We start from the raw sequence: 19593 nt of genomic DNA on the forward strand, positions 1-19593 counted from the left end.
GATTTTCTATTCATGCACTTATTTCACTCAATGGATTAGGAGAGATGAACATGTTGAATCCGGTCGCGTCGCATGGCGCGCTTACGGACACTGAACGTTTTATGTTCGAATCTTGGGGCTATTTGATTATTCCGGATGTGCTTAGCGCTGAAGAAGCGCAGCAATGCTTGGAGGCTTCGGTTCGCATCCATCGAGAGGCGAAGACCGAAGGCTTCGGTCAAGTGGGACGAGGGTACGAATCGGAGCCCGCGCTCGAGCGGCTGATGGATCACCCGGCGGTGCTCCCGAAGATTAGAGGGCTTTATGGCGACCGCTTCATTATGCAGTCCGGCTGGAATACGAAGCAGCCGGCCTTCGGCGGCATGGGCGGCTGGCATCAGGACGGTTCGGGGGCTTACAATTTCAATAAGCTCAGCTTCCCGTTCATTCCGCTTGTCCAGCTGCGGGCGTCCTTTCTGCTGACGGATCAATCGCAGCCGCGGATGGGGAACATGGAGCTCATCCCGGGCAGCCACCGAAGCCAAGTTCCGCTGCCGGAAGCGCTGCGGAAAGAGAAGGGAGACCTCCCGATCGGCCATGTCATCTGCGCGAAAGCGGGTTCGGTGCTGCTGTTCCACAATGCGGTCTGGCACCGCACGTATGCGCACGACGGCGACTACGACCGGTATACGATGCACTATATTTATAGTCCGCCATGGGTAAAGCCATCTGACCGGCTGCAAAACTCGCCATCTTTCCTGGAGCGGACGACGCCGCTTCGCCGCGCGTTGATGGGCGAGTTCTCCCGTCCGGATGCGCCGTACGGCGCTAACTATGATCCTCCTCCGTTTGATGACGGAAACGGCGCCTAATGAAACAACAAAAGAGGAAGAGCCGCGGGCAACCGCGCTCTTCCTCTTTGTTGTTTTAACCGCCCATCGTAAGCCCGAGCAGAAATAAGCCGAAAAACCCGACCGGCAGCATCGCATTGAGCACAATGCCGATAATGGAGAACGCCTTGCGTTTATGCTTGGCGCAAGCGCCGACAATGCCTAGGATTAGCCCGACAATGCTGGCTCCCATCGAGCCGATGATCAGCAAGCCAGCCCCGATAATCGGCGCAAAGGCTTCGATATCTTGCATATTCGCCTCGATTTCCTGCTGCAGAGAGTTGCTGTTCGCAAAATTGTGGTCCATAATGAATGATGTTGCGAGAATTATAGCTACGATAAAACAGATAATGCTGATGAGTCCGATGATAAATGAAGCAATGCCAAGCTTGGATTGCGTTTTCTGCGGCGTTGCCTCGCCTGCGTCCGGTAATGGAGAAAAGCCGCCCTGCGGGTAATTGTTCTCGCTGCCGTGTTCATTCATTTTGAATAGGTCTCCTTTATCAATCGTTTGCTATCGTACATTCTAACTTAATTTACAGCCATTGGAAAGGATGGAGAACGCGATGTTTAATAAATACGGCGCGTACGGCGCGGTCCATGCGCTGCTTGCCGTCGCGCTCGGCGCTTTCGGCGCCCACGGACTGAAGGATCGGCTGACCGAAGAAATGCTGAATGTGTTCGAAACCGGCGTCCGTTATCACATGTATCACGCCATCGGGCTTTTCCTGCTTGCGCTGGCTGCTGAGCGGGTCGGTCAGGAGCGGGGGATTCGCTGGGCGGCGAGATTGATGCATATCGGTATTTTCCTTTTCTCCGGCAGTTTGTATGCGCTTAGCTTGTCCGACACCAAGGCGCTCGGCATCATAACGCCGTTTGGCGGGCTTGCGTTTATTGTTGCTTGGGGCATGGCGGCTTATTCGATTTGGAAGGCCAAGAGCAGGTAGAACGAAAGAGAGCAAAAACAGAGTGACGATTTCGCGAGACGAAGGCTGGCTAGTTTTCGTTAAAGGTTGAAATCGTCTTTTTTATGCCATTGAGAAGCCTGCCAGTTAGAAAAATGCAGATTCCAGATTCGGCCAAAATCGATTATAATGATGAAATGTGACGGATCATGCCGAAGCGGAAGGAAGATGAAGTGTGATCGTAAACGTGGAGCCGTCTCCAGTCCGGCCCAAGCCGTCTCGGCGGTTTGCAAGCGTTCGCGGCTGTATTTTCGTTGCAGGCATTTGGACGCTGGTCGGTATGTTTATTGGCGGATTAACTGCATACTGGCAGGATGATTTTACCTTTTGGCTCGAAGCCGTCGCTGCAGCGGGCCTTCTCGTTATTGCCGCAAGTCTTCTTATAGCAGCCAGTACCCGCAAACGGACTGAGCTGAATTCCTCGATCGAAACGCCGATCGTAGAGGCATTACTTACTTATAACCCGGTTGCGCTTGCCATCATCGATCCGCAAGGAAAGTTTTTGGAGATGAATGAAGCGTCAAGCCGGATGCTCGGCTACGAGCCAGGCGCGCTCATCGGGAAATCGTTCTTCCCGCTGATCGATTCCGCCAACGAGCAGGGGATGATGTCCGCTTTCCAGCAGGCGCTGCAAGGCGATTTGAAGGACATGATCATTGATATTAAGCATTTTTCCGGCTATACGTATAAATTGAATATCAATACGGCGCCTATTATGCGCAGCGGGAGCTGCATCGGGATTCTGATCATCAGCCAGGACGTCAGCGACGGGAACCGGATCCAAGAGCGGATCCGTTACATGGCCAACTATGACGACATGACGGGCTTGCCGAACCGGCATTCCTTCATGCGGATGCTGGATGACCGGTTGGCGGAAGCGAAGGCGCGCGGGGAACTTGGGCGTTTGGCCGTCTTCCAGCTCGATGTCGATCGCTTTAAGCTGCTTAATGCAACCTTCGGCCGTGAATTCGGCGATATGCTGCTGCTTCAGGTTGCGGAGCGGGTGACGCGCGGCTTGTCCGAGTCCGATGCGGCTGCGCGAATGGAGGGCGACGAGTTCGCCATTCTCTATACCCATACCGGCGACGAGCAGGAGCTGAACGAGAAAGCGAAGACGCTCAAGCTGCTGCTGGACGAGCCTTTCGAGCTGCAAGGCTTCCCGTTTAACATCACGGCGAGTATCGGCATTGCCGTTAACCATTCGGCGGACGATGAAGCAGGACATCTCGTGAAGAAAGCGGATTTTGCGCTGGCCAAGGTGAAGGAAAGCGGCAAGAACGATTTCCTGTTCTATTCGGAAGAGTGGGATGATCGTTCGAGAGAGCGGCTGGCCCTGGAGCATGATTTGAAGATCGCGCTGCAGAAGGAGCAGCTTGTGCTGCACTATCAACCGCAATATCATCTCCAAACGGGCGAGATCGTCGGCGTCGAAGCGCTCGTTCGATGGGAGCATCCTGAGCGGGGACTGGTGCCTCCGGGACAGTTCATTGGACTGGCCGAGGAGAATGGCCTGATCGTGCAGATCGGGGAATGGGTGCTGCGGGAAGCGTGCCGGCAAAATAAAGCGTGGCAGGATGCCGGGCTGCGCAAAGTCCCGGTATCGGTCAATTTGTCGATCCGCCAATTCATGCAGCAGCATTTGCATGAGAAGGTAGCCGACATTTTGCGGGCGACCTCGCTTGATGCCAAGTACTTGGATTTAGAGATCACGGAGACGATGACGATCGATGTCGCGCATGCATCCCGTTGTCTACTCGAACTTACGAAGCTGGGCGTCACGATCAGCATCGACGATTTCGGAACGGGGTACAGCTCCTTTCACTACTTGAAGAATCTTCCGATCGGCAGGCTGAAAATCGACCGTTCGTTCGTCCGGGATATTCAGCAGGATCCGAGCGATGCCGCGATCGTGGCAGCTATTATAGCAATGGCGCATAATTTGAATCTGCAGGTCATTGCCGAAGGGGTAGAGACCGAGGAGCAGAAACGGTTTCTGCAAGCCCACGATTGCGATGAGATGCAAGGCTTCTTGTGGGGGCCGCCTATGCGCGGCGAAGCCGTTCAGGCGCTTCTCGCTAAGGCGGGATAAAACAAAGGAGCTCTCCTTAACGGAGGCTCCTTTGTTTTTATAAAGTCGCACGAGAATGTCGATGTTGAACAGGTGGCGCACGATATCGTATTGCATCAAGAAAGCAGCCCTCGTAGGCTGAACTTGCATATAAAAAGTAATCTAGCCGTAGGTTATCCAACCAACACTCCGTTGCCGTCGAACGCATATAGTGAAGAAGTATTTCGTGCTTAAGGCTGCCTGCCGTGCTGCAGGAGTGGAAGGAGGTGGTTCGGATGATGCGAATGGTTCCCATCACGCTTTCCGGAGGCGTAACGGTGCTCGGTGTGGAGGTGCTTCTTCCCAAAACAACGCTGCTTGCCGTGACGACGGATAAAGGCTATATCATGTGCGGCGCGCTCGATGTCGCGCTTCTGAACGAACGGTTAAAGGACAGAGGAATCATAGCAGGCCGTGCCGTCGGCGTGAAAACGCTGGCTGAACTCATGGAGTCGCCGCTGGAATCCGTTACGGCTGGTGCGGAGGCGCTGGGCATTACAGTTGGAATGAAAGGCGCGGATGCGCTTCTCTTGATGATATAGATGTAATATTCCATGCAAAAGGGTTGCCCCGATCAGAGCCAGCATATGCCGGCATCGGGGCAACCCTTACTTTTTTTATCGATTAGTCTTGAAACAGTTTCTTCAGGTTGACGTCATAAGGAGGCTTTACGATGCCTTTCTCCGTTATGATGGCGGTCACGTATTCGTTCGGCGTAATATCGAAGGCCGGGTTGTAGACCTTCACGCCTGCCGGTGCCGTCCGTTTGCCGAAGCCTTCCGTGATTTCGTTCTCATGGCGCTCCTCGATCGGAATTTCTCCGCCGGACGGCGTGTTCAGATCGATCGTAGACAGCGGGCATGCGACATAGAACGGAATGCCGTGCGCCTTCGCCAGAACGGCTACGCTGTAAGTGCCGATTTTGTTTGCGACATCGCCGTTAGCGGCTACTCGGTCGGTTCCGACGATCACGGCGTCGACCCAGCCCTTGCTCATGACCATGCCGGCCATGTTATCGCAAATGAGCGTGACGTCCACGCCGGCCTGCTGCAGCTCAAACGCCGTCAGGCGAGCGCCTTGCAGGACGGGGCGCGTTTCATCGGCAAATACGCGAAGCTTAATGCCTTGCTCGAGCGCGAGGTAGAACGGCGCCAGCGCCGTGCCGTACTTGGCTGTCGCAAGTCCGCCGGCGTTGCAGTGCGTCAGCACGCCCATGCCGTCTTGGAAGAGCGTCAGCGCATGCTCGCCGATGAGACGGTTCGTCTCTTCGTCCTCGCTTTGGATCGTGATCGCTTCCTGCAGCAGCGCTTCCTTGCAGGCGGATACGTCCGCGCCGCTTGCGGCAAGCGCTTCGGCGCGAGCGGTCATACGGTCGAGCGCCCAGAACAGATTAACCGCCGTCGGGCGGGAAGTGGCGAGATAAGAAGCGGAGGTTTTCACCGCTTCAAGCCAAGCGGCGGCGTCCGCGGCATCGCGGCTGCCTAGCACGACGCCGTAAGCGGCGGCGATGCCGATCGCAGGAGCGCCTCTAACCTTCAGATGGCGGATCGCTTCCCAGACATCTTCAGTCGTGACGAGCGGCAAATAGACGATTTCTTCGGGCAGCAGCCGCTGATCGAGCAGGTCGAGATGGCTGCCTGCCCAGATGACGGATTGCAGGCCTTTATAGGACGTGGTTGATTCCATAGGTGTGATTGGTTCCTTTCGTTAAGCCTGAACCGCAGCCTTTGCTGCTGCGGTTTCCACGGCGTCGATAAGCTGGTTGATGGAGAACGCGCTGCGGTTCGTTTTTATTAACGTCTTCCCGATTTCAAGGGCCAGGCGCTGCGCGCGTTCGCGGACGGCTGCGTCCTGGATTTTGTCAATATCCGCAACGTGGGCAAGACCTACGATTCGTCTGACCATTTTGCAGCCGGCAAAGCCGACCGTATCCTGCAGCAGGCGCCGCATGTAGTTTTCTTTATAGCCCGGAGCGGCCGCGGCCAATCGGTCAACGCCGTGCTCGTTCCACAGGGCGATGAATTTGGCTTCGAATTTCGTCCAGACGTCGCGGACGGTTTTCAGCAAGTAAGCGCGGTACGCATCGCGATCCGCCGCCGTCTTGTCCCAGCCCTCGCGCGCAGCGAAATTCAGGAGCAGGTTGGCGATAACGGCGCCGATATCGAAGCCCATCGGGCCGAAATAAGCGAACTCAGGGTCGATGACCTTCGTCGACTCCGGGGTAATGAAGATGCTGCCGGTATGCAGATCTCCGTGCAGCAGCGCCTGCGAGTGCGTTAGAAACTTCTCGCGAAGCAGCGCGACCTCAAGATGAAGGGCGCCGTCATTCCATAGCGCTTCGGCCTCGTCTCGAATTGCCGGCTCGAAATTGTTCGTATCGGCATCCGTAAACGGATGATCAAAGATCAAATCCTCGGTGATCTTGCACAGCTCAGGGTTAATGAAGCCGGCGGAGCGAAGCTTCTTCTCCTGTTGATTGTGCCCAAGATCGGAGGTAAAGAATAGCGTTTGGGCAAGGAACGTGGAAATATGCTCCGCGAACTGCGGATAGCGGCCGCCGTTCATAAGGCCTTGGCGCATAATGACGTGATCGCTTAAATCCTCCATGACGGTAAGCGCCAGCTCTTTGTCATACAGATAAACGGTTGGTACAAGCCCTGGAGCCAGCTTGCCTTCAAGCATAAGCGCCTCGCTTTCGATGCGCGCGCGGTCCAGCGTAAGCGGCCAGGATTCGCCGACGACTTTCGCATACGGCAGAGCCTGCTTCATAATAATGCTGCGGCCCGTTGCCGGGTCCGAGATATGGAACACCAGGTTCAGGTTGCCGTCGCCGATTTCGCGGCTGACCAGCTTCGCGTCTGGCGCGAATACGCCTTCGAGCGTGCGCGCGATTTCGATCGCTTCGGCTTCGCTTAATGGATGATATGTTGACATCAGTTGCCCACCTCCGGAAAGTAGTTAATGCTCGAATGGGCCTCTCGATCGTTCGCATGACCCCAAATAAGAACAGTATAGCGAATATTTTTTCGCGTTGGAATACCTTGCTTTGCTATAATACATGTAATTGCGAAGGAACGAGGGTGAGGAGAATGAACAGAACGACCGATCAGCTGCAGCCGATCGCGCTCAAGGAATGGGCGGTTGCGGTGAATGCACTGACCGAAGGGAAGCTCATTATGGTGCTGCGCAAAGGCGGGATCGCGGAGGAAACGAGAGATTTCCGGCTGAAGGCGCCGCGGTTTTGCTTGATGCCCGCATACGAGCACCAAAGACCGGAGCTCTTGAAGGAGCCCTACCGGGACGAAGTCCGCCAAATTATGGATAAATGGAAACCGGGGGCGGAAGCGATTGAGATCGGCGCGATCGCGGAGGCGGTCGACGATATCGAGATTTACGACCAAGAAACCTTGAACAAATTAGAGGATTTCCATATCTGGACCGAATCATTTGCCGAAGATAGGTTGAAATGGAAACGGACTAAGCCGCTCCATCTGCTGCTGCTGCGGGTCAGTAAGCTCGAGAAGCCGCTTTCATTGCCAATGCAGGATCAGTACAACGGATGTAAATCCTGGGTGAATCTTCCGGAGGAGCTCGATGTGTCCGGCGCGAAGCCCGTACTGTCCGATGCCGAATTCAATCAGAAAATAGATCAAATTCGCAATGCGCTCGGGCAGACGAGTACAAGCTAGGCGCGAAGTAGGCGCAGGCGCATTGATTTACGGTGAAAACTATACTAAAATATAATTGAGAATCACTGAGAATCAATTTAGAATTATTCTAAAAGAGGAATAGTTTCAATAATCGCGAAACGGTTTTGCCCTCCAATAGCAGGCAAACCCGTTTTGCGCAGAAACGTCCGAATCATCTGGAGGGAGCAGTTTACCATGGCAACACAATTCAAAATCGATGGTCTCAAGGCAGCCATCGAAGGCAAAGATATCTTAAAAGGCATCAACCTTGAAATAAAAGGCGGAGAAGTTCATGCCATCATGGGTCCGAACGGTACGGGTAAAAGTACGCTGGCGTCGGCGCTCATGGGTCATCCCAAATATGAAGTAACGGACGGCGAAGTTATTCTCGACGGCGAGAACCTGCTGGAGATGGGCGTAGACGAACGCGCGCGCGCGGGCTTGTTCCTTGGCATGCAGTATCCAAGCGAAATCAGCGGCGTGACGAACTCCGACTTCCTGCGCAGCGCCATCAACGCTCGCCGCGAGGAAGGCAAAGAGATTTCGCTGATCAAATTCATCCGCCAGATGGAAGGCAAGATGAAAGAGCTGGAAATGAATCCCGAATTCGCGCACCGCTACTTGAACGAGGGCTTCTCCGGCGGCGAGAAGAAGCGGAACGAAATTTTGCAAATGATGATGCTGGATCCGAAAATCGTCGTGCTGGACGAAATCGACTCCGGCCTTGATATCGATGCCCTCAAAATCGTGGCGAACGGCGTCAACGCCATGCGCTCCGAAGACCGCGGCTTCCTGATCATTACGCACTACCAACGCCTTCTTAATTACATTAAACCTGACTTCGTACACGTCATGATGCAAGGCCGCATCGTGAAATCCGGCGGGCCTGAGCTCGCGGAGCGTCTCGAAAACGAAGGTTACGACTGGGTTAAAGATGAGCTTGGCATCGTGGATGAAACGGTAGGACAGGTTTAATCGGAGGAGGAGCAAGGGAAATGAGTACACAATTATCGACTCCGGTTAACCGCCAGACAGTTTCTGCTTTATCTCAAAGCAAAGGCGAGCCGGCATGGCTTGAAGAACTAAGAATCAAAGGGGCTGAGCTGGCGGAAACGCTGGAATGGCCAACTCCCGAAAAAGTCCGCATCAGCCGTTGGAACTTGGCGGCGATCGGTAACCATACATCGCAGACCCGCATTTCATCCGTAAGCGAGCTTCCAAGCTCGGCGAGCGAGCTCGCCGCAGGGGCGCAGGCCGGACTAGTCGTTCAGCGCAACAGCACGAGCGTGCATTCGCAGTTGTCGGCGGAGCTGGCTGCCAAAGGCGTTATTTTCACTGATCTCGAAACAGCGGCTCGCGAGCACGGCGATCTGGTACAGAAATACCTGTTCCAAGTCGTGCCGCAAGACGAAAACAAACTGACGGCGCTGCAATCGGCGATCTGGAACGGCGGCGTTTTCCTATACGTTCCGAAGAACGTCGAGATCGAGCTTCCGCTTCAGGCGCTGTTCTACAGCGATGACGCCGGCGCCGTATTCGCGCCGCGCGTCCTGCTCGTAGCCGAGAATCACAGCCGCGTTACGTATGTAGACAACGTCGTGAGCGAACATGGCGAAGGCGCGGAGTCCCTCGCCAAACAGTCCATCGTCGAAGTCATCGTGAAGCCGGGCGCACATGTCCGTTACGCGACGGTGCATCACATGTCCGCCAATGTCATCGATTTGACGGTCCGCCGCGCTGTCGTCGAGAACGACGGCATCATCGAATGGGTGATCGGCGATCTTCACGACGGCCACACGATGTCGGATACGCAATCGCTGCTGAAAGGCAAAGGCGCGAACTCCGACGCCAAAGTGATCAGCATCGGCACGAATTCGCAGCAGATGAGCCTGACAACCGGCGCGGTTCACTTCGGACGCAATACCGAGAGCAGCATGGTTACCCGCGCGGTCATGAAAGACCAAGCGACAGCAATCATTAACGGCATCACTAAGATTGAGAAGGGTGCAACGAAGTCCAACGGGGTACAAGCGGAGAAAGTATTGATGCTAAGCCCGAAGGCGCGCGGCGACGCAAACCCGATTCTGCTGATTGACGAGGACGATGTTAAAGCCGGACACGCGGCAAGCGTCGGACAAGTGAATCCGGAGCAGGTGTACTACTTGATGTCCCGCGGTATTTCGAAGAAGGATGCGGAGCGCTTGATCATTCACGGTTTCTTGGCCCCTGTCGTATCGGAAATTCCGATCGACGCGGTCAAAGAACAGCTCCAGCGTCTGCTGGAAAGGAAGCTGGAAGGATGAACGTGCAGGCGATCAGAGAGCAATTTCCGATCCTGCATCAGCAAATAAACGGGCATCCGCTCGTCTATCTGGACAGCGCGGCGACTTCACAGAAGCCGCGTTCCGTCATTGATGCGGTCAGTCGGTATTACGAGATGGACAACGCGAACGTGCACCGCGGCGTTCATACGCTTGGCTCCCGCGCAACGGACGCCTATGAAGGCGCGCGCGAAAAGGTAGCGGCGTTTCTCAATGCGGCAAGCCCGCAAGAGATTATTTTCACGCGTGGCACGACGACGGCGCTAAATCTGGTCGCATCCAGCTATGCGAGATCGGTTTGCGGCGAAGGCGACGAAATCGTCATCACGCAAATGGAGCATCACTCCAACCTGATCCCATGGCAGCAAGTAGCCAAGGCGACCGGCGCAACGCTGAAATTTATCCCGCTTGAGAAGGATGGCTCCATTAATCTGGAGAACGTTGAAGCGACGATTACCGACCGGACGAAGATCGTTTCGGTCATGTACGTATCGAACGTGCTCGGCGTTATTAATCCGATCAAGGAAATTACGGCCATCGCTCACCGCCACGGCGCGAAGATGGTTGTAGACGGCGCTCAAAGCACGCCTCACATGAAAGTGGATGTACGCGATCTGGATTGCGATTTCTATGCCTTGTCCGGCCATAAAATGTGCGCGCCGACTGGGATCGGCGCATTATATGGCAAGAAGGCGCTTCTTGAAGCGATGGAGCCGATCGAATTCGGCGGCGAGATGATCGACCACGTGGATCTGTACGATTCCAGTTGGAAGGAGCTGCCTTGGAAGTTTGAAGGCGGCACGCCGATCATTGCCGGCGCTGTCGGACTTGGCGCCGCGATCGATTTCTTGAGCGAGATCGGTCTTGACGAGATCGAGAGGCACGAGCATAAGCTGGCCGCTTACGCTTATGAGCGTCTTAGCACGATTAACGGCATTTCGATCTTCGGTCCGAAAGACAACCGTGCCGGTCTTGTGACCTTTAATTTGGATGACGTTCATCCTCACGATGTTGCGACCGTGCTCGATACGAAAGGCATTGCCGTTCGTGCCGGGCATCACTGCTGCCAGCCGCTGATGCGCTATTTGAATGTTTCATCTACAGCTAGAGCAAGCTTTTATTTATACAATACCGAAGAGGACGTGGACCGGCTTGTCGACGGCCTCCAGCAAACAAAGGAGTTCTTCGGTCATGGAATTGGATGATTTATACCGCCGCGTCATCATGGATCATTACAAAAACCCGCGGAACCGCGGCACTTTGGACGAAGATTCTCTAACCGTTAATTTGAATAATCCAACGTGCGGCGACCGCATCACGCTTCAGCTTCAAGTGGAAGACGGGATCGTCAAGCAAGCGAAGTTTACCGGAGAAGGGTGCTCGATCAGCATGTCCTCGGCATCGATGATGACCGAGGCCGTAAAGGGCAAAACGACGGAAGAGGCGCTTGCGCTTGCGGAAAGATTCTCCTCCTTCATTAAAGGCGGACAGGAAGAGTTCGAAGAGTTGGAAGACATCGAGGCTCTGTCCGGCGTAAGCAAATTCCCTGCCCGCATCAAATGCGCGACGCTTTCTTGGAATGCGCTGCGCAAAGGGATCGAACATCAGAATCAATAAGGCGCGATTTGATCGCGCGTGATCGGAGGCTTATTAAAATGGCAAAACAACTGCCTGATTTAGAGGACTATAAATATGGCTTTCGCGATGAGCATAAAGCGATATTCGAGTCCGGCAAAGGCCTGACGCCCGAGGTTGTTCGCACAATCTCGGAAATCAAAGGCGAACCGGACTGGATGCTGGAGTTCCGTTTGAAAGCATTGGAGCAATTCAACAAAATGCCGATGCCGAAATGGGGCGGCAATATGGACGATCTGGATTTCGACGATATCCAGTATTATGTTCGTCCGTCCGAGAAGCAAGGCAAAACGTGGGAAGAAGTTCCTACGGAGATTAAGGAAACGTTCGATAAGCTAGGTATTCCGGAAGCGGAGCAGAAATTCCTGGCCGGCGTATCCGCGCAATACGAATCCGAGGTCGTTTACCACAGCATGCAGGAAGACCTGGAGAAGCAGGGCGTTATCTTCACCGATACCGATACGGCGCTTCGCGAATATCCGGAAATCTTCAAGCAATATTTCGGCACGATCATCCCGCCGAACGATAACAAGTTCGCCGCGCTGAACAGCGCTGTATGGTCGGGCGGCAGCTTCATCTATGTTCCGAAGGGCGTCAAATGCGAAATTCCGCTGCAAGCTTATTTCCGGATCAACTCCGAGAACATGGGCCAATTCGAGCGTACGCTGATCGTTGCGGACGAAGACAGCTTCGTGCACTACGTTGAAGGCTGTACAGCTCCGATCTACAGCACAAACTCGCTGCACAGCGCAGTCGTAGAGATTCTAGTGCTGAAGAACGCGCGCTGCCGTTATACGACGATCCAGAACTGGGCGCCGAACATCTACAACCTCGTTACGAAGCGTGCCGTTGCGGATGAGAATGCGACGATGGAATGGGTTGACGGCAACATCGGCTCCAAGCTGACGATGAAATATCCGGCTGTCGTGCTGAGAGGCCGCGGCGCGAAAGGCATGGTACTTTCCATCGCAGTAGCGGGCAAAGGCCAGCATCAGGACGCGGGCGCGAAGATGACGCACCTTGCGCCTGATACGACGTCGACCATCGTTTCCAAGTCGATCAGTAAGCACGGCGGTAAAGTGACGTATCGCGGACTTGCTTCTTTCGGCCGCAACTCCGAAGGCTCTAAAGCAAACATCAAATGCGATACGCTTATACTCGATAACGAATCGACTTCGGATACGATTCCGTATAACGAGATTATGAACGACAACATTACGCTTGAGCACGAAGCGACGGTCTCCAAGGTGTCCGAGGATCAGTTGTTCTACTTGATGAGCCGCGGATTGACCGAAGCCGAAGCGACGCAAATGATCGTAATGGGCTTCATTGAGCCGTTCACGAAAGAACTTCCGATGGAATATGCGGTTGAGATGAACCGTTTGATCAAGTTCGAAATGGAAGGAAGCATCGGATAAATTCAAATACGTGTCTGCGGTGACTTTGACACTCTTGTGTCCAAGGCGCTCGGACACGTATTTTATGTTTGCTCCCAATTTATGCCGGCTAGATGTAAAATAACGGTCCGTATTTACCTTTTAAAAAAGGTAAGTACGGACCTTTTTTTCAATGTTCCCTTTAGTAACTATCCAAAGCCCCTCTCGCGGCTGGGTGGCGAAAGTCACAAGCGGTCGGGGCTTTTTCGTATTGCTGCTGGCAGGAGTTGGGGGGAATGATTGAAAATCATGAAAGCAATCAAGCCAATTTGAGCATTAGTTAACAGTTGCCAGTGGGAAGTACCGCAGAGTAGCTGAATAACCAGTGTGCGTAATCGGATAAAACGGTAAAAAATGGACAAATTATCAATGGATTTGGCGAGGAGGTGAACTTCATAATGGATCAGGGTCATAGCGATGTATTTTCTGCGATGTTGCCTGCCAATCTCGCTCGTATTAAGGCTATTTTGGGACAGAACTCGGATTTCATAACCCGAGAGATCACCTTCAAGCACGCGTTCCTGATTGATGCTGCTGAGCTTTTCAATAAGCTCGTCAATTAAGTACATTTTTTACCTGAACGGCCGCTTGGATTATTCTAGGGGATGGAACATGGGGTGGAGTGTGATTTTCTACATCATTATGTATCCAATGCTTTTTCTCCATTACAAAAAACCGCTTATAGCCCTGTTGCTTTCGATTCTTTTCACGCTTGGATTCATGTGGATTTTTGATTATTTATAATCCAGTTATGAAGGATCCCAAGGGTAATGTCACTGAAAAGGACAAGCCGAAATTCACACTCATGGCTAAGGTATTCTTAGACCTCTAGATTGGTGGGATAACAATTTTATTTCTTATTGCATCGCTCATACTATTTTACACGATTGCGATTTTCATGCCGAAACGGATCTCTTGGCTTGATATTTGGTCCGTGACGCTATTCTCACTTGTTATGGAAGCTAATTCTGACATGATATTGGATCTGAAACTCAACCTGTTCGGATACATAGCACCCGGAATTCAATGGTCAGGGTTTCTCCCCATACTACTGTATCCCCCTGTAAATGCAATATTTTTGAATTACTATCCATTCCAAAGGACAAAAATTCGCCAATGCATTTATATATTGTGGTGGACAGCGTTTTGCCTTGTTTATGAAGTCGCTGCTTTAAAATCAGGTTTCTTTTACTATATATCATGGAAGTTGTGGTACTCTGCTTTGTGCTATCCGGCATTGCTACTTACCGTTCTTTGGAACTTTAAGATTACTCGATGGCTCAAACGACACGCTGATTAGACAGTCAAACTTTAATAGAGCCTACAAAAAAACGCTCCCGAAATATTGGGAACGCGGTTGATTAAAAATATCCAATAGGTAGATGGTAGGGATATTCCCGCCTTAACGGCAGGCTCGATCGGCTAATGGCCGATGCAGGCATAACAAAACTCCGGTCCGCAGCAATGCGGACCGGAGTTTTTTGCTTTCTACGCTATAGAATGACTTGCTTGACTTCGAGGCTGCGTTCCGCAGTTAAATCGATGAAGCGATCGTTTACGCGGATTAATGGCCGGAAAAATTCGGAGGGATGAGTCATAATGATAGTGCCGATCTCGCCGCTCTCGAGCTCGACTTGCTTGCCGATGAAGTTCGGGATCATATGCTTGATAAAGGTATGCGTCGTGAAAGCGTCCAGCTCGTTATAGCTCATCCGGTACAGCTCCTTTAGGACGAAGAGCAGGTCGCGCTTCTTCTGGTATACGCGGGCTGAGATCATGGCGCTGTATACGTCCGCCACGGCGACGATTTTGGAGACGGGATGAAGATCCTCGCCCTTCACCCCGTTCGGATAACCGGTGCCGTCCATGCGTTCATGATGCTGAAGCGCCACGGTCGCGGCAAGCGATTCGCCGAAGGAATCTTTAATGATTTGGTAGCCGTAAAGCGTATGCTTCTTGATCAGCTCATACTCTTGTTCCGAAAGTTTGCCCGGCTTATTGAGGATGTCGTCGGATATCTGGCATTTCCCGATATCGTGAAGGAAGCCGGCTTGTCCGATCTTGACCGCCTCGGATTCCGGGTATCCAAGCCATGTGGCTAAATAATAGGCAAGCATCCCAACTTGAACGGAATGCTGGTAGGTGTAATCGTCCTTCGTGTTCAGCAATAACAGCATCGAGACGACGTCGCGCTCCATTTTGAAATTATCGACCAGGGGCTGGAACGTATGTACGACATCATCCTCATAGATCTTCCCGCTTTGCATCGCTTCGAGGAATAGCTGCTCATAGCCGTTAATGACATCTTGGTATATGGGCTGCATCGTCGGAAGCCATTTCGGATTGAGGCCTGATTCTATCGTTCTTGCTGATACTTCCTCCTGCGGCCTCGGGTTGATATCGACATATTCGATCTGGTGTTGATAAAGCTTCGAAATTTCGCTGGCATACAAATTGGTGCCTTTGGACAGGACATGCAAACCGAAATCGTTGAACGCATCGTTGTTTAAAATATCGCCATCTCTAAGCTCCGTCACATGGATCCGCATAAGTTACCTCCATGACTTATCAATGAAAGTAGGCATGATAAGACTATGGTAGCAATAAAATGCAAAATTGGCAATGAGAGCGCTATGAAAAAATACCTAAATTCCTATTAAAGTTTTCAATAAAATGGATTTAAATCCAAGGTTTAACTAGTTATATTTTAGAAATCGGATCCCAAGGACCCAGCTGATGGCCTTTCCATTCCGAGCCGTCTTCCCATATTTCGCGCTTCCAAATCGGCACGATTTGCTTCAGGCGCTCGATGGCATATCGGCTCGCCTCATAGCAATCGCCGCGGTGCGGCGCGGAAACGGCGATGACCACGCTAATTTCGGCAATTTCGACGACGCCGATCCGATGCGCGATCGCAACCTGTGCGCCCGGCCAACGCTCCTCGATTTCGTCGCCGATTTGCTCGAGCGTCTTCACGGCCATGGGGATGTACGCTTCGTATTCCAAACGGACCGTACGCGAGCCGTGCGTCCATTCGCGCGTCGTACCGGTAAAGGTAATCGCAGCGCCGTTGTTCGGCACTATCACCATGGCTGTGATCGCATCGACCGACAGCGGTTCTTCCGTGATGAAAAACCGCTTTGCGCGTTCGACGGCGTCGATTTCTGCCGCAGCGGCCGTATCTTCGCCTCCTGATACAGGAGGGAGCAGCGCAAGCTCGTCGGTGGCATGAATGAGCTGTTCATCGGCTGCATACGCTTGGTTGCAGGCCATGAAAGAGATCGAGACGAGCGCCGCGCTTTCAGGGAAGCGGACGGACAGCTCCTGCTTCAATTGCCGGACGGTCAGAGCTTCCAGCTCCAGCTCCAGCATAATGACCGGCTGTCCGAAACGCTCGGACAGTCCGGCGAATAAGTGGATGTTCCATTTTACTGACATGTGAGTTAACCTCTCGCTATCGTAATGTTAATGGTCTCCATAGCATACCATATTGAGTCCAAAAATGTTATGCTAGAAGCAGAGACTGGGTACCGGAGAGGAGTACGGAAAATGTCAGCCTTAACGGATCGTTTTGGACGTGTTCACGATTATTTGCGCATCTCAGTTACGGATCGTTGCAATTTGCGCTGTTTGTATTGCATGCCGGAGGAAGGGGTGCAGTTCGAGCCCGCGGAAAATTTGCTAACTTACGATCAAATCACAGAGGTTGTGCGCGCCGGTGCGAGCTTGGGCATTTCCAAGCTGCGGATTACCGGGGGAGAGCCGCTGGTTCGCCCGGGTTTGGCCGATCTGGTTCGCCAGCTGTCCGCCATTCCGGGCATAAAAGATATCTCGCTGACGACGAACGGCGTGCTTCTCGCCGATCAAGCGGCAGCGCTTCGCGAAGCGGGCGTTAACCGCGTCAATATCAGTTTGGATACGCTGGATCCCGCGCGTTTCAAGTTTATCGCGCGGCGCGGCGATTTGAAGCGGGTGCTGCAAGGCATCGAAGCCGCTGCGAAGGTCGGGTTTGCGCCGATTAAGCTGAATTGCGTGCTGCTAAAAGGCGTCAACGAAGATGAAATTGCCGATTTTCTGCGCATGGCCTACGAGCAGCCGCTTCATGTGCGGTTCATCGAATATATGCCGATCGGCCATGCCGACGACAATTGGCGCAATCACTACCTGCCGCTGACCCGCGTATTGGAAATCGCGCAGGAGAACGGCTTGCAGGTCGCGCCGATCCATGACGTGCAGGGCAACGGTCCCTCGGACGATTACCGGATCGAGGGCGGCAAAGGTTCGTTCGGGCTCATCCACCCGATCAGCGATCAATTCTGCAAACGATGCAACCGGCTTCGTCTGACAGCCGACGGCCATATTCATCCTTGCCTCTATTGGGTGGACGAATTGAACGTCAAGCCGGCGCTTGGCGATCCCGCGAAGATGGTCGAGCTATTCGGGCGTGCGATGGATCTGAAGCCGCAAAACCATGAGATGGCAGCGAAGCTTGCGAATGAAGCTTTAAGCCACGAGCCAACGTCGAGAAGGATGTCGCAGATCGGCGGTTAGCTAATTATTTTATTGGGGAAGAGTGAGGGATTGGCATGAGTACTCAATCGGGGAATACGTTGATTTCGATCGCATATACCGGGAAAGAGGCCGTTACGACTACGGCGGAAGAAATGGCAAAGCTTGCGGGAAGCAGCTTTCCGTTAGCCAATCGGATTGCAGGAGGCGCGGGAGAGGCATTCGATTTCGCAGCTTGGTTTGAGGCGTGGAGCGCTAGCCAAGGCATCGAGGCTGGAACGACGCTGCCTACGCATTTGAAGGTGGAGGCGGCCGACACGTTCGAGGCGATGATCCCATGGGAGCAGCTTCGTGAAGCTGCCGTGCAATTTGCGCTGGACGGGACGCCGCTGCCGAAAGGCGGGCCGGTCAGGTTGTATGTGCCCCACGGTTCAAGCGAATGCTTAAATGTAAAAAGCGTCATCGCATTCAAGTTTGTCCATAACGAAGAGAAACGCGGCGAGGCTTCTTATGGCTTTAAACAAACCTTCTCCGCGGATGAGCTGCGATTGAAGCGTTAGTCCATGTAACCGGGAGGCAAGCATGAAGGATATGGCAATGGATGCGCCTGACGTCGTCTTGCTTCACAGCAACGACATACACAGCCGCCTGGAGCAGGCAGCCAAAATAGCGGCATACATCGAGGAAACGCGGCTTACCTATGGGGCGGATCATGTGCTGACTTTAGATATCGGCGACCATATGGACCGCATGCGCGTAGAGACAGAGGCTAGCGATGGGCTCGCGAATATCGACTTGATGAATGCCGCAGGCTACGAGGCGGTTACATTCGGCAACAACGAGGGATTGACGTTTACGCCTGAGCAGTTGGCTGAGGCTTACGGAACGCGTGCGTCTTTTCAGACGATATGCGCGAATTTCTATCAAACCAGCGACGGCGCCAGGCCGTCCTGGCTGCTGCCTCACGCGATCATCCGGAAAGGAAAGCTCCGTATCGGCCTTATCGGCGTAACGGCGGCATTCTCCGAATTCTATACGCTGCTGGGCTGGCATGCCACGGATCCGCTGGCGGCTGTGGCGGAGCAAGCGGCGCTGCTTCGTCCGCAAGTGGACGTCCTGGTGGTGATGTCGCATATCGGAATCACGCTGGACCGGCGGATGGCTGCGGGAATCGCCGGACTGGATCTCATACTAGGCGGACATACGCATCATTTGCTGGAGGAGCCGGAAGTAATCGGACGGACATCGATCTGCGCAGCCGGGAAGTTCGGGGAGTACTTGGGACGCGTAGAGATTAAATTGGATGCCGCCACAGGCAAGCCGATTATTCGTGCTGAATGCGTACCGATGGATGAGCGCAGCCAGCAGCCTGAAGCCGCCGCGCTGATCGGCGGCTTCATGGCTGATAGCGGGCGGCGTCTCGGCCGGGTCATCACCGTGCTGAGCGAGCCCATGCCCGCAAGCGCCGAGCATGAGTCGCCGCTCGGCAATTTGCTCGCCGCCGGCCTGCGGCGCAAAGCCGATGCCGAGATCGGCATCGTCAACACGGGGCAGCTGCTCGGCGGCCTCGCCGCAGGCGAAGTGACGGCCGGCGATTTGCACGCGCTGTGCCCGTCGCCGGTCAACCCGTGCCGGATGAAGCTGACCGGCACGGAAATCCGTTTGTCGCTCGAGGAAGCGCTGCAGCGGACCTTCATCGATAAGCCGATCCGGGGATTCGGCTTCCGCGGCGTTGTGCTGGGTACGCTTGCGGTGGACGGACTCGACATCCGTTATTCTCTTGATCGGCCCGATTACTGCAAAATTACTTCGATCATGGCGTGCGGGCAGCCGCTGCAGGATGACCGCGATTATATCGTGGGCACGATCGACATGTTTACCTTTGGTGTCGGATATGAGAAAATCAAACTCGGCACGGAGGTCAGCTTTTATTTGCCCGAATTTATCCGTGACGTACTGGAGCAAGAGCTCCAGGATGCAGACGCCGTTGCCGACAGCCGGCGGCAGCGTTGGATCATGGACTAATGCAACATCGAGCTTAGGCTTTACGAAACAGGAGGAA

19 protein-coding genes are annotated in these 19593 nt (G+C 53.6%); 14 read left to right on the forward strand and 5 right to left on the reverse strand.

What is annotated here, in order from left to right:
- Window positions 1-50 precede the first annotated feature (50 nt).
- Complete coding sequence (locus tag DL346_RS19170; RefSeq protein ID WP_112883787.1) at window positions 51-851, forward strand: phytanoyl-CoA dioxygenase family protein; 801 nt, start codon at window positions 51-53, stop codon at window positions 849-851.
- Window positions 852-906: 55 nt separating this feature from the next.
- Here DL346_RS19170 and DL346_RS19175 read toward each other — a convergent pair whose 3' ends face one another.
- Entirely contained in the window at window positions 907-1353 is a 447-nt protein-coding gene (locus DL346_RS19175; protein WP_112883789.1) for a hypothetical protein, read from the reverse strand.
- 82 nt (window positions 1354-1435) lie between these two features.
- Here DL346_RS19175 and DL346_RS19180 point away from each other — a divergent pair, with 82 nt between their 5' ends.
- The 3 genes from DL346_RS19180 to DL346_RS19190 all read left to right on the forward strand — a co-directional run bounded on the left by DL346_RS19180 (window position 1436) and on the right by DL346_RS19190 (window position 4483).
- Window positions 1436-1816 (forward strand): DUF423 domain-containing protein, encoded by a 381-nt coding sequence (locus DL346_RS19180; RefSeq protein WP_112883791.1) that lies wholly within the window; start codon window positions 1436-1438, stop codon window positions 1814-1816.
- 193 nt (window positions 1817-2009) lie between these two features.
- A complete protein-coding gene (locus DL346_RS19185; RefSeq protein WP_112883793.1) occupies window positions 2010-3923 on the forward strand; it encodes a putative bifunctional diguanylate cyclase/phosphodiesterase in 1914 nt (637 codons plus the stop codon).
- Between the two features lie 254 nt (window positions 3924-4177).
- Entirely contained in the window at window positions 4178-4483 is a 306-nt protein-coding gene (locus tag DL346_RS19190; protein ID WP_112883795.1) for a YunC family protein, read from the forward strand.
- 82 nt (window positions 4484-4565) lie between these two features.
- On the opposite strand, the gene mtnA is transcribed toward DL346_RS19190, so the two are convergent.
- Window positions 4566-5627 (reverse strand): S-methyl-5-thioribose-1-phosphate isomerase, encoded by a 1062-nt coding sequence (gene mtnA / locus DL346_RS19195; RefSeq protein WP_112883797.1) that lies wholly within the window; start codon window positions 5625-5627, stop codon window positions 4566-4568.
- A gap of 21 nt (window positions 5628-5648) precedes the next feature.
- Window positions 5649-6875 (reverse strand): S-methyl-5-thioribose kinase, encoded by a 1227-nt coding sequence (gene mtnK, locus DL346_RS19200; protein WP_112883799.1) that lies wholly within the window; start codon window positions 6873-6875, stop codon window positions 5649-5651.
- Between the two features lie 155 nt (window positions 6876-7030).
- Here mtnK and DL346_RS19205 point away from each other — a divergent pair, with 155 nt between their 5' ends.
- From DL346_RS19205 to DL346_RS29150, 7 genes are all read left to right on the forward strand, one after another.
- On the forward strand, window positions 7031-7630 hold the full coding sequence (locus DL346_RS19205) for a DUF1802 family protein (protein ID WP_112883801.1): 600 nt from the start codon (window positions 7031-7033) through the stop codon (window positions 7628-7630).
- 195 nt (window positions 7631-7825) lie between these two features.
- Window positions 7826-8605, forward strand: a complete 780-nt coding sequence (sufC, locus tag DL346_RS19210; RefSeq protein ID WP_112883803.1) for a Fe-S cluster assembly ATPase SufC — start codon at window positions 7826-7828, stop codon at window positions 8603-8605.
- A 20-nt stretch (window positions 8606-8625) separates the two neighbouring features.
- Window positions 8626-9933, forward strand: coding sequence for a Fe-S cluster assembly protein SufD (sufD, locus tag DL346_RS19215; protein ID WP_112883805.1), 1308 nt, complete (start codon window positions 8626-8628; stop codon window positions 9931-9933).
- Window positions 9930-11156 carry a cysteine desulfurase gene (locus DL346_RS19220; protein WP_112883807.1) on the forward strand — a complete coding sequence of 409 codons (1227 nt, stop codon included), beginning with the start codon at window positions 9930-9932 and terminating at the stop codon, window positions 11154-11156. Before sufD ends, DL346_RS19220 begins: the two co-directional genes overlap by 4 nt.
- Window positions 11143-11568, forward strand: a complete 426-nt coding sequence (gene sufU / locus DL346_RS19225; protein WP_112883809.1) for a Fe-S cluster assembly sulfur transfer protein SufU — start codon at window positions 11143-11145, stop codon at window positions 11566-11568. The genes DL346_RS19220 and sufU overlap by 14 nt, the downstream gene beginning before the upstream one ends.
- A gap of 38 nt (window positions 11569-11606) precedes the next feature.
- Complete coding sequence (gene sufB, locus DL346_RS19230; RefSeq protein ID WP_112883811.1) at window positions 11607-13004, forward strand: Fe-S cluster assembly protein SufB; 1398 nt, start codon at window positions 11607-11609, stop codon at window positions 13002-13004.
- Window positions 13005-13420: 416 nt separating this feature from the next.
- A complete protein-coding gene (locus DL346_RS29150; RefSeq protein ID WP_165822578.1) occupies window positions 13421-13585 on the forward strand; it encodes a hypothetical protein in 165 nt (54 codons plus the stop codon).
- 930 nt (window positions 13586-14515) lie between these two features.
- Here DL346_RS29150 and DL346_RS19240 read toward each other — a convergent pair.
- On the reverse strand, window positions 14516-15571 hold the full coding sequence (locus DL346_RS19240; RefSeq protein WP_112883813.1) for an HD-GYP domain-containing protein: 1056 nt from the start codon (window positions 15569-15571) through the stop codon (window positions 14516-14518).
- Window positions 15572-15722: 151 nt separating this feature from the next.
- Window positions 15723-16460 carry a molybdenum cofactor biosynthesis protein gene (locus tag DL346_RS29785; protein ID WP_112883815.1) on the reverse strand — a complete coding sequence of 246 codons (738 nt, stop codon included), beginning with the start codon at window positions 16458-16460 and terminating at the stop codon, window positions 15723-15725.
- A gap of 111 nt (window positions 16461-16571) precedes the next feature.
- Here DL346_RS29785 and moaA point away from each other — a divergent pair, with 111 nt between their 5' ends.
- The 3 genes from moaA to DL346_RS19260 are packed head-to-tail and all read left to right on the forward strand — an operon-like array spanning window position 16572 to window position 19556.
- Window positions 16572-17573, forward strand: a complete 1002-nt coding sequence (moaA, locus tag DL346_RS19250; protein WP_112883817.1) for a GTP 3',8-cyclase MoaA — start codon at window positions 16572-16574, stop codon at window positions 17571-17573.
- A 35-nt stretch (window positions 17574-17608) separates the two neighbouring features.
- The gene (locus DL346_RS19255; protein ID WP_240633292.1) at window positions 17609-18091 is read left to right on the forward strand and encodes a molybdopterin-binding protein; all 483 of its coding nucleotides are present in this window, start codon (window positions 17609-17611) and stop codon (window positions 18089-18091) included.
- A gap of 22 nt (window positions 18092-18113) precedes the next feature.
- A complete protein-coding gene (locus DL346_RS19260; protein ID WP_240633293.1) occupies window positions 18114-19556 on the forward strand; it encodes a bifunctional metallophosphatase/5'-nucleotidase in 1443 nt (480 codons plus the stop codon).
- Window positions 19557-19593 lie beyond the last annotated feature (37 nt).

Origin of the sequence: Paenibacillus montanisoli, from assembly GCF_003268025.1 — a bacterium.
Classification (GTDB): Bacteria; Bacillota; Bacilli; order Paenibacillales; family Paenibacillaceae; genus Paenibacillus_Z; species Paenibacillus_Z montanisoli.

Excerpts from the sequence above, each read along its gene's own strand:
- DL346_RS19205 (WP_112883801.1), top strand. The coding sequence starts at position 7,031 with ATGAACAGAACGACCGATCAGCTGCAGCCGATCGCGCTCAAGGAATGG.
- DL346_RS19170 (WP_112883787.1), top strand. The coding sequence starts at position 51 with ATGTTGAATCCGGTCGCGTCGCATGGCGCGCTTACGGACACTGAACGT.
- DL346_RS19255 (WP_240633292.1), top strand. The coding sequence starts at position 17,609 with ATGAGTACTCAATCGGGGAATACGTTGATTTCGATCGCATATACCGGG.
- sufC (WP_112883803.1), top strand. The coding sequence starts at position 7,826 with ATGGCAACACAATTCAAAATCGATGGTCTCAAGGCAGCCATCGAAGGC.
- moaA (WP_112883817.1), top strand. The coding sequence starts at position 16,572 with ATGTCAGCCTTAACGGATCGTTTTGGACGTGTTCACGATTATTTGCGC.
- mtnA (WP_112883797.1), bottom strand. The coding sequence starts at position 5,627 with ATGGAATCAACCACGTCCTATAAAGGCCTGCAATCCGTCATCTGGGCA.
- DL346_RS19180 (WP_112883791.1), top strand. The coding sequence starts at position 1,436 with ATGTTTAATAAATACGGCGCGTACGGCGCGGTCCATGCGCTGCTTGCC.
- sufB (WP_112883811.1), top strand. The coding sequence starts at position 11,607 with ATGGCAAAACAACTGCCTGATTTAGAGGACTATAAATATGGCTTTCGC.
- mtnK (WP_112883799.1), bottom strand. The coding sequence starts at position 6,875 with ATGTCAACATATCATCCATTAAGCGAAGCCGAAGCGATCGAAATCGCG.
- sufU (WP_112883809.1), top strand. The coding sequence starts at position 11,143 with ATGGAATTGGATGATTTATACCGCCGCGTCATCATGGATCATTACAAA.
- DL346_RS29785 (WP_112883815.1), bottom strand. The coding sequence starts at position 16,460 with ATGTCAGTAAAATGGAACATCCACTTATTCGCCGGACTGTCCGAGCGT.
- DL346_RS29150 (WP_165822578.1), top strand. The coding sequence starts at position 13,421 with ATGGATCAGGGTCATAGCGATGTATTTTCTGCGATGTTGCCTGCCAAT.
- DL346_RS19175 (WP_112883789.1), bottom strand. The coding sequence starts at position 1,353 with ATGAATGAACACGGCAGCGAGAACAATTACCCGCAGGGCGGCTTTTCT.
- DL346_RS19220 (WP_112883807.1), top strand. The coding sequence starts at position 9,930 with ATGAACGTGCAGGCGATCAGAGAGCAATTTCCGATCCTGCATCAGCAA.
- DL346_RS19190 (WP_112883795.1), top strand. The coding sequence starts at position 4,178 with ATGATGCGAATGGTTCCCATCACGCTTTCCGGAGGCGTAACGGTGCTC.
- sufD (WP_112883805.1), top strand. The coding sequence starts at position 8,626 with ATGAGTACACAATTATCGACTCCGGTTAACCGCCAGACAGTTTCTGCT.
- DL346_RS19240 (WP_112883813.1), bottom strand. The coding sequence starts at position 15,571 with ATGCGGATCCATGTGACGGAGCTTAGAGATGGCGATATTTTAAACAAC.
- DL346_RS19260 (WP_240633293.1), top strand. The coding sequence starts at position 18,114 with ATGAAGGATATGGCAATGGATGCGCCTGACGTCGTCTTGCTTCACAGC.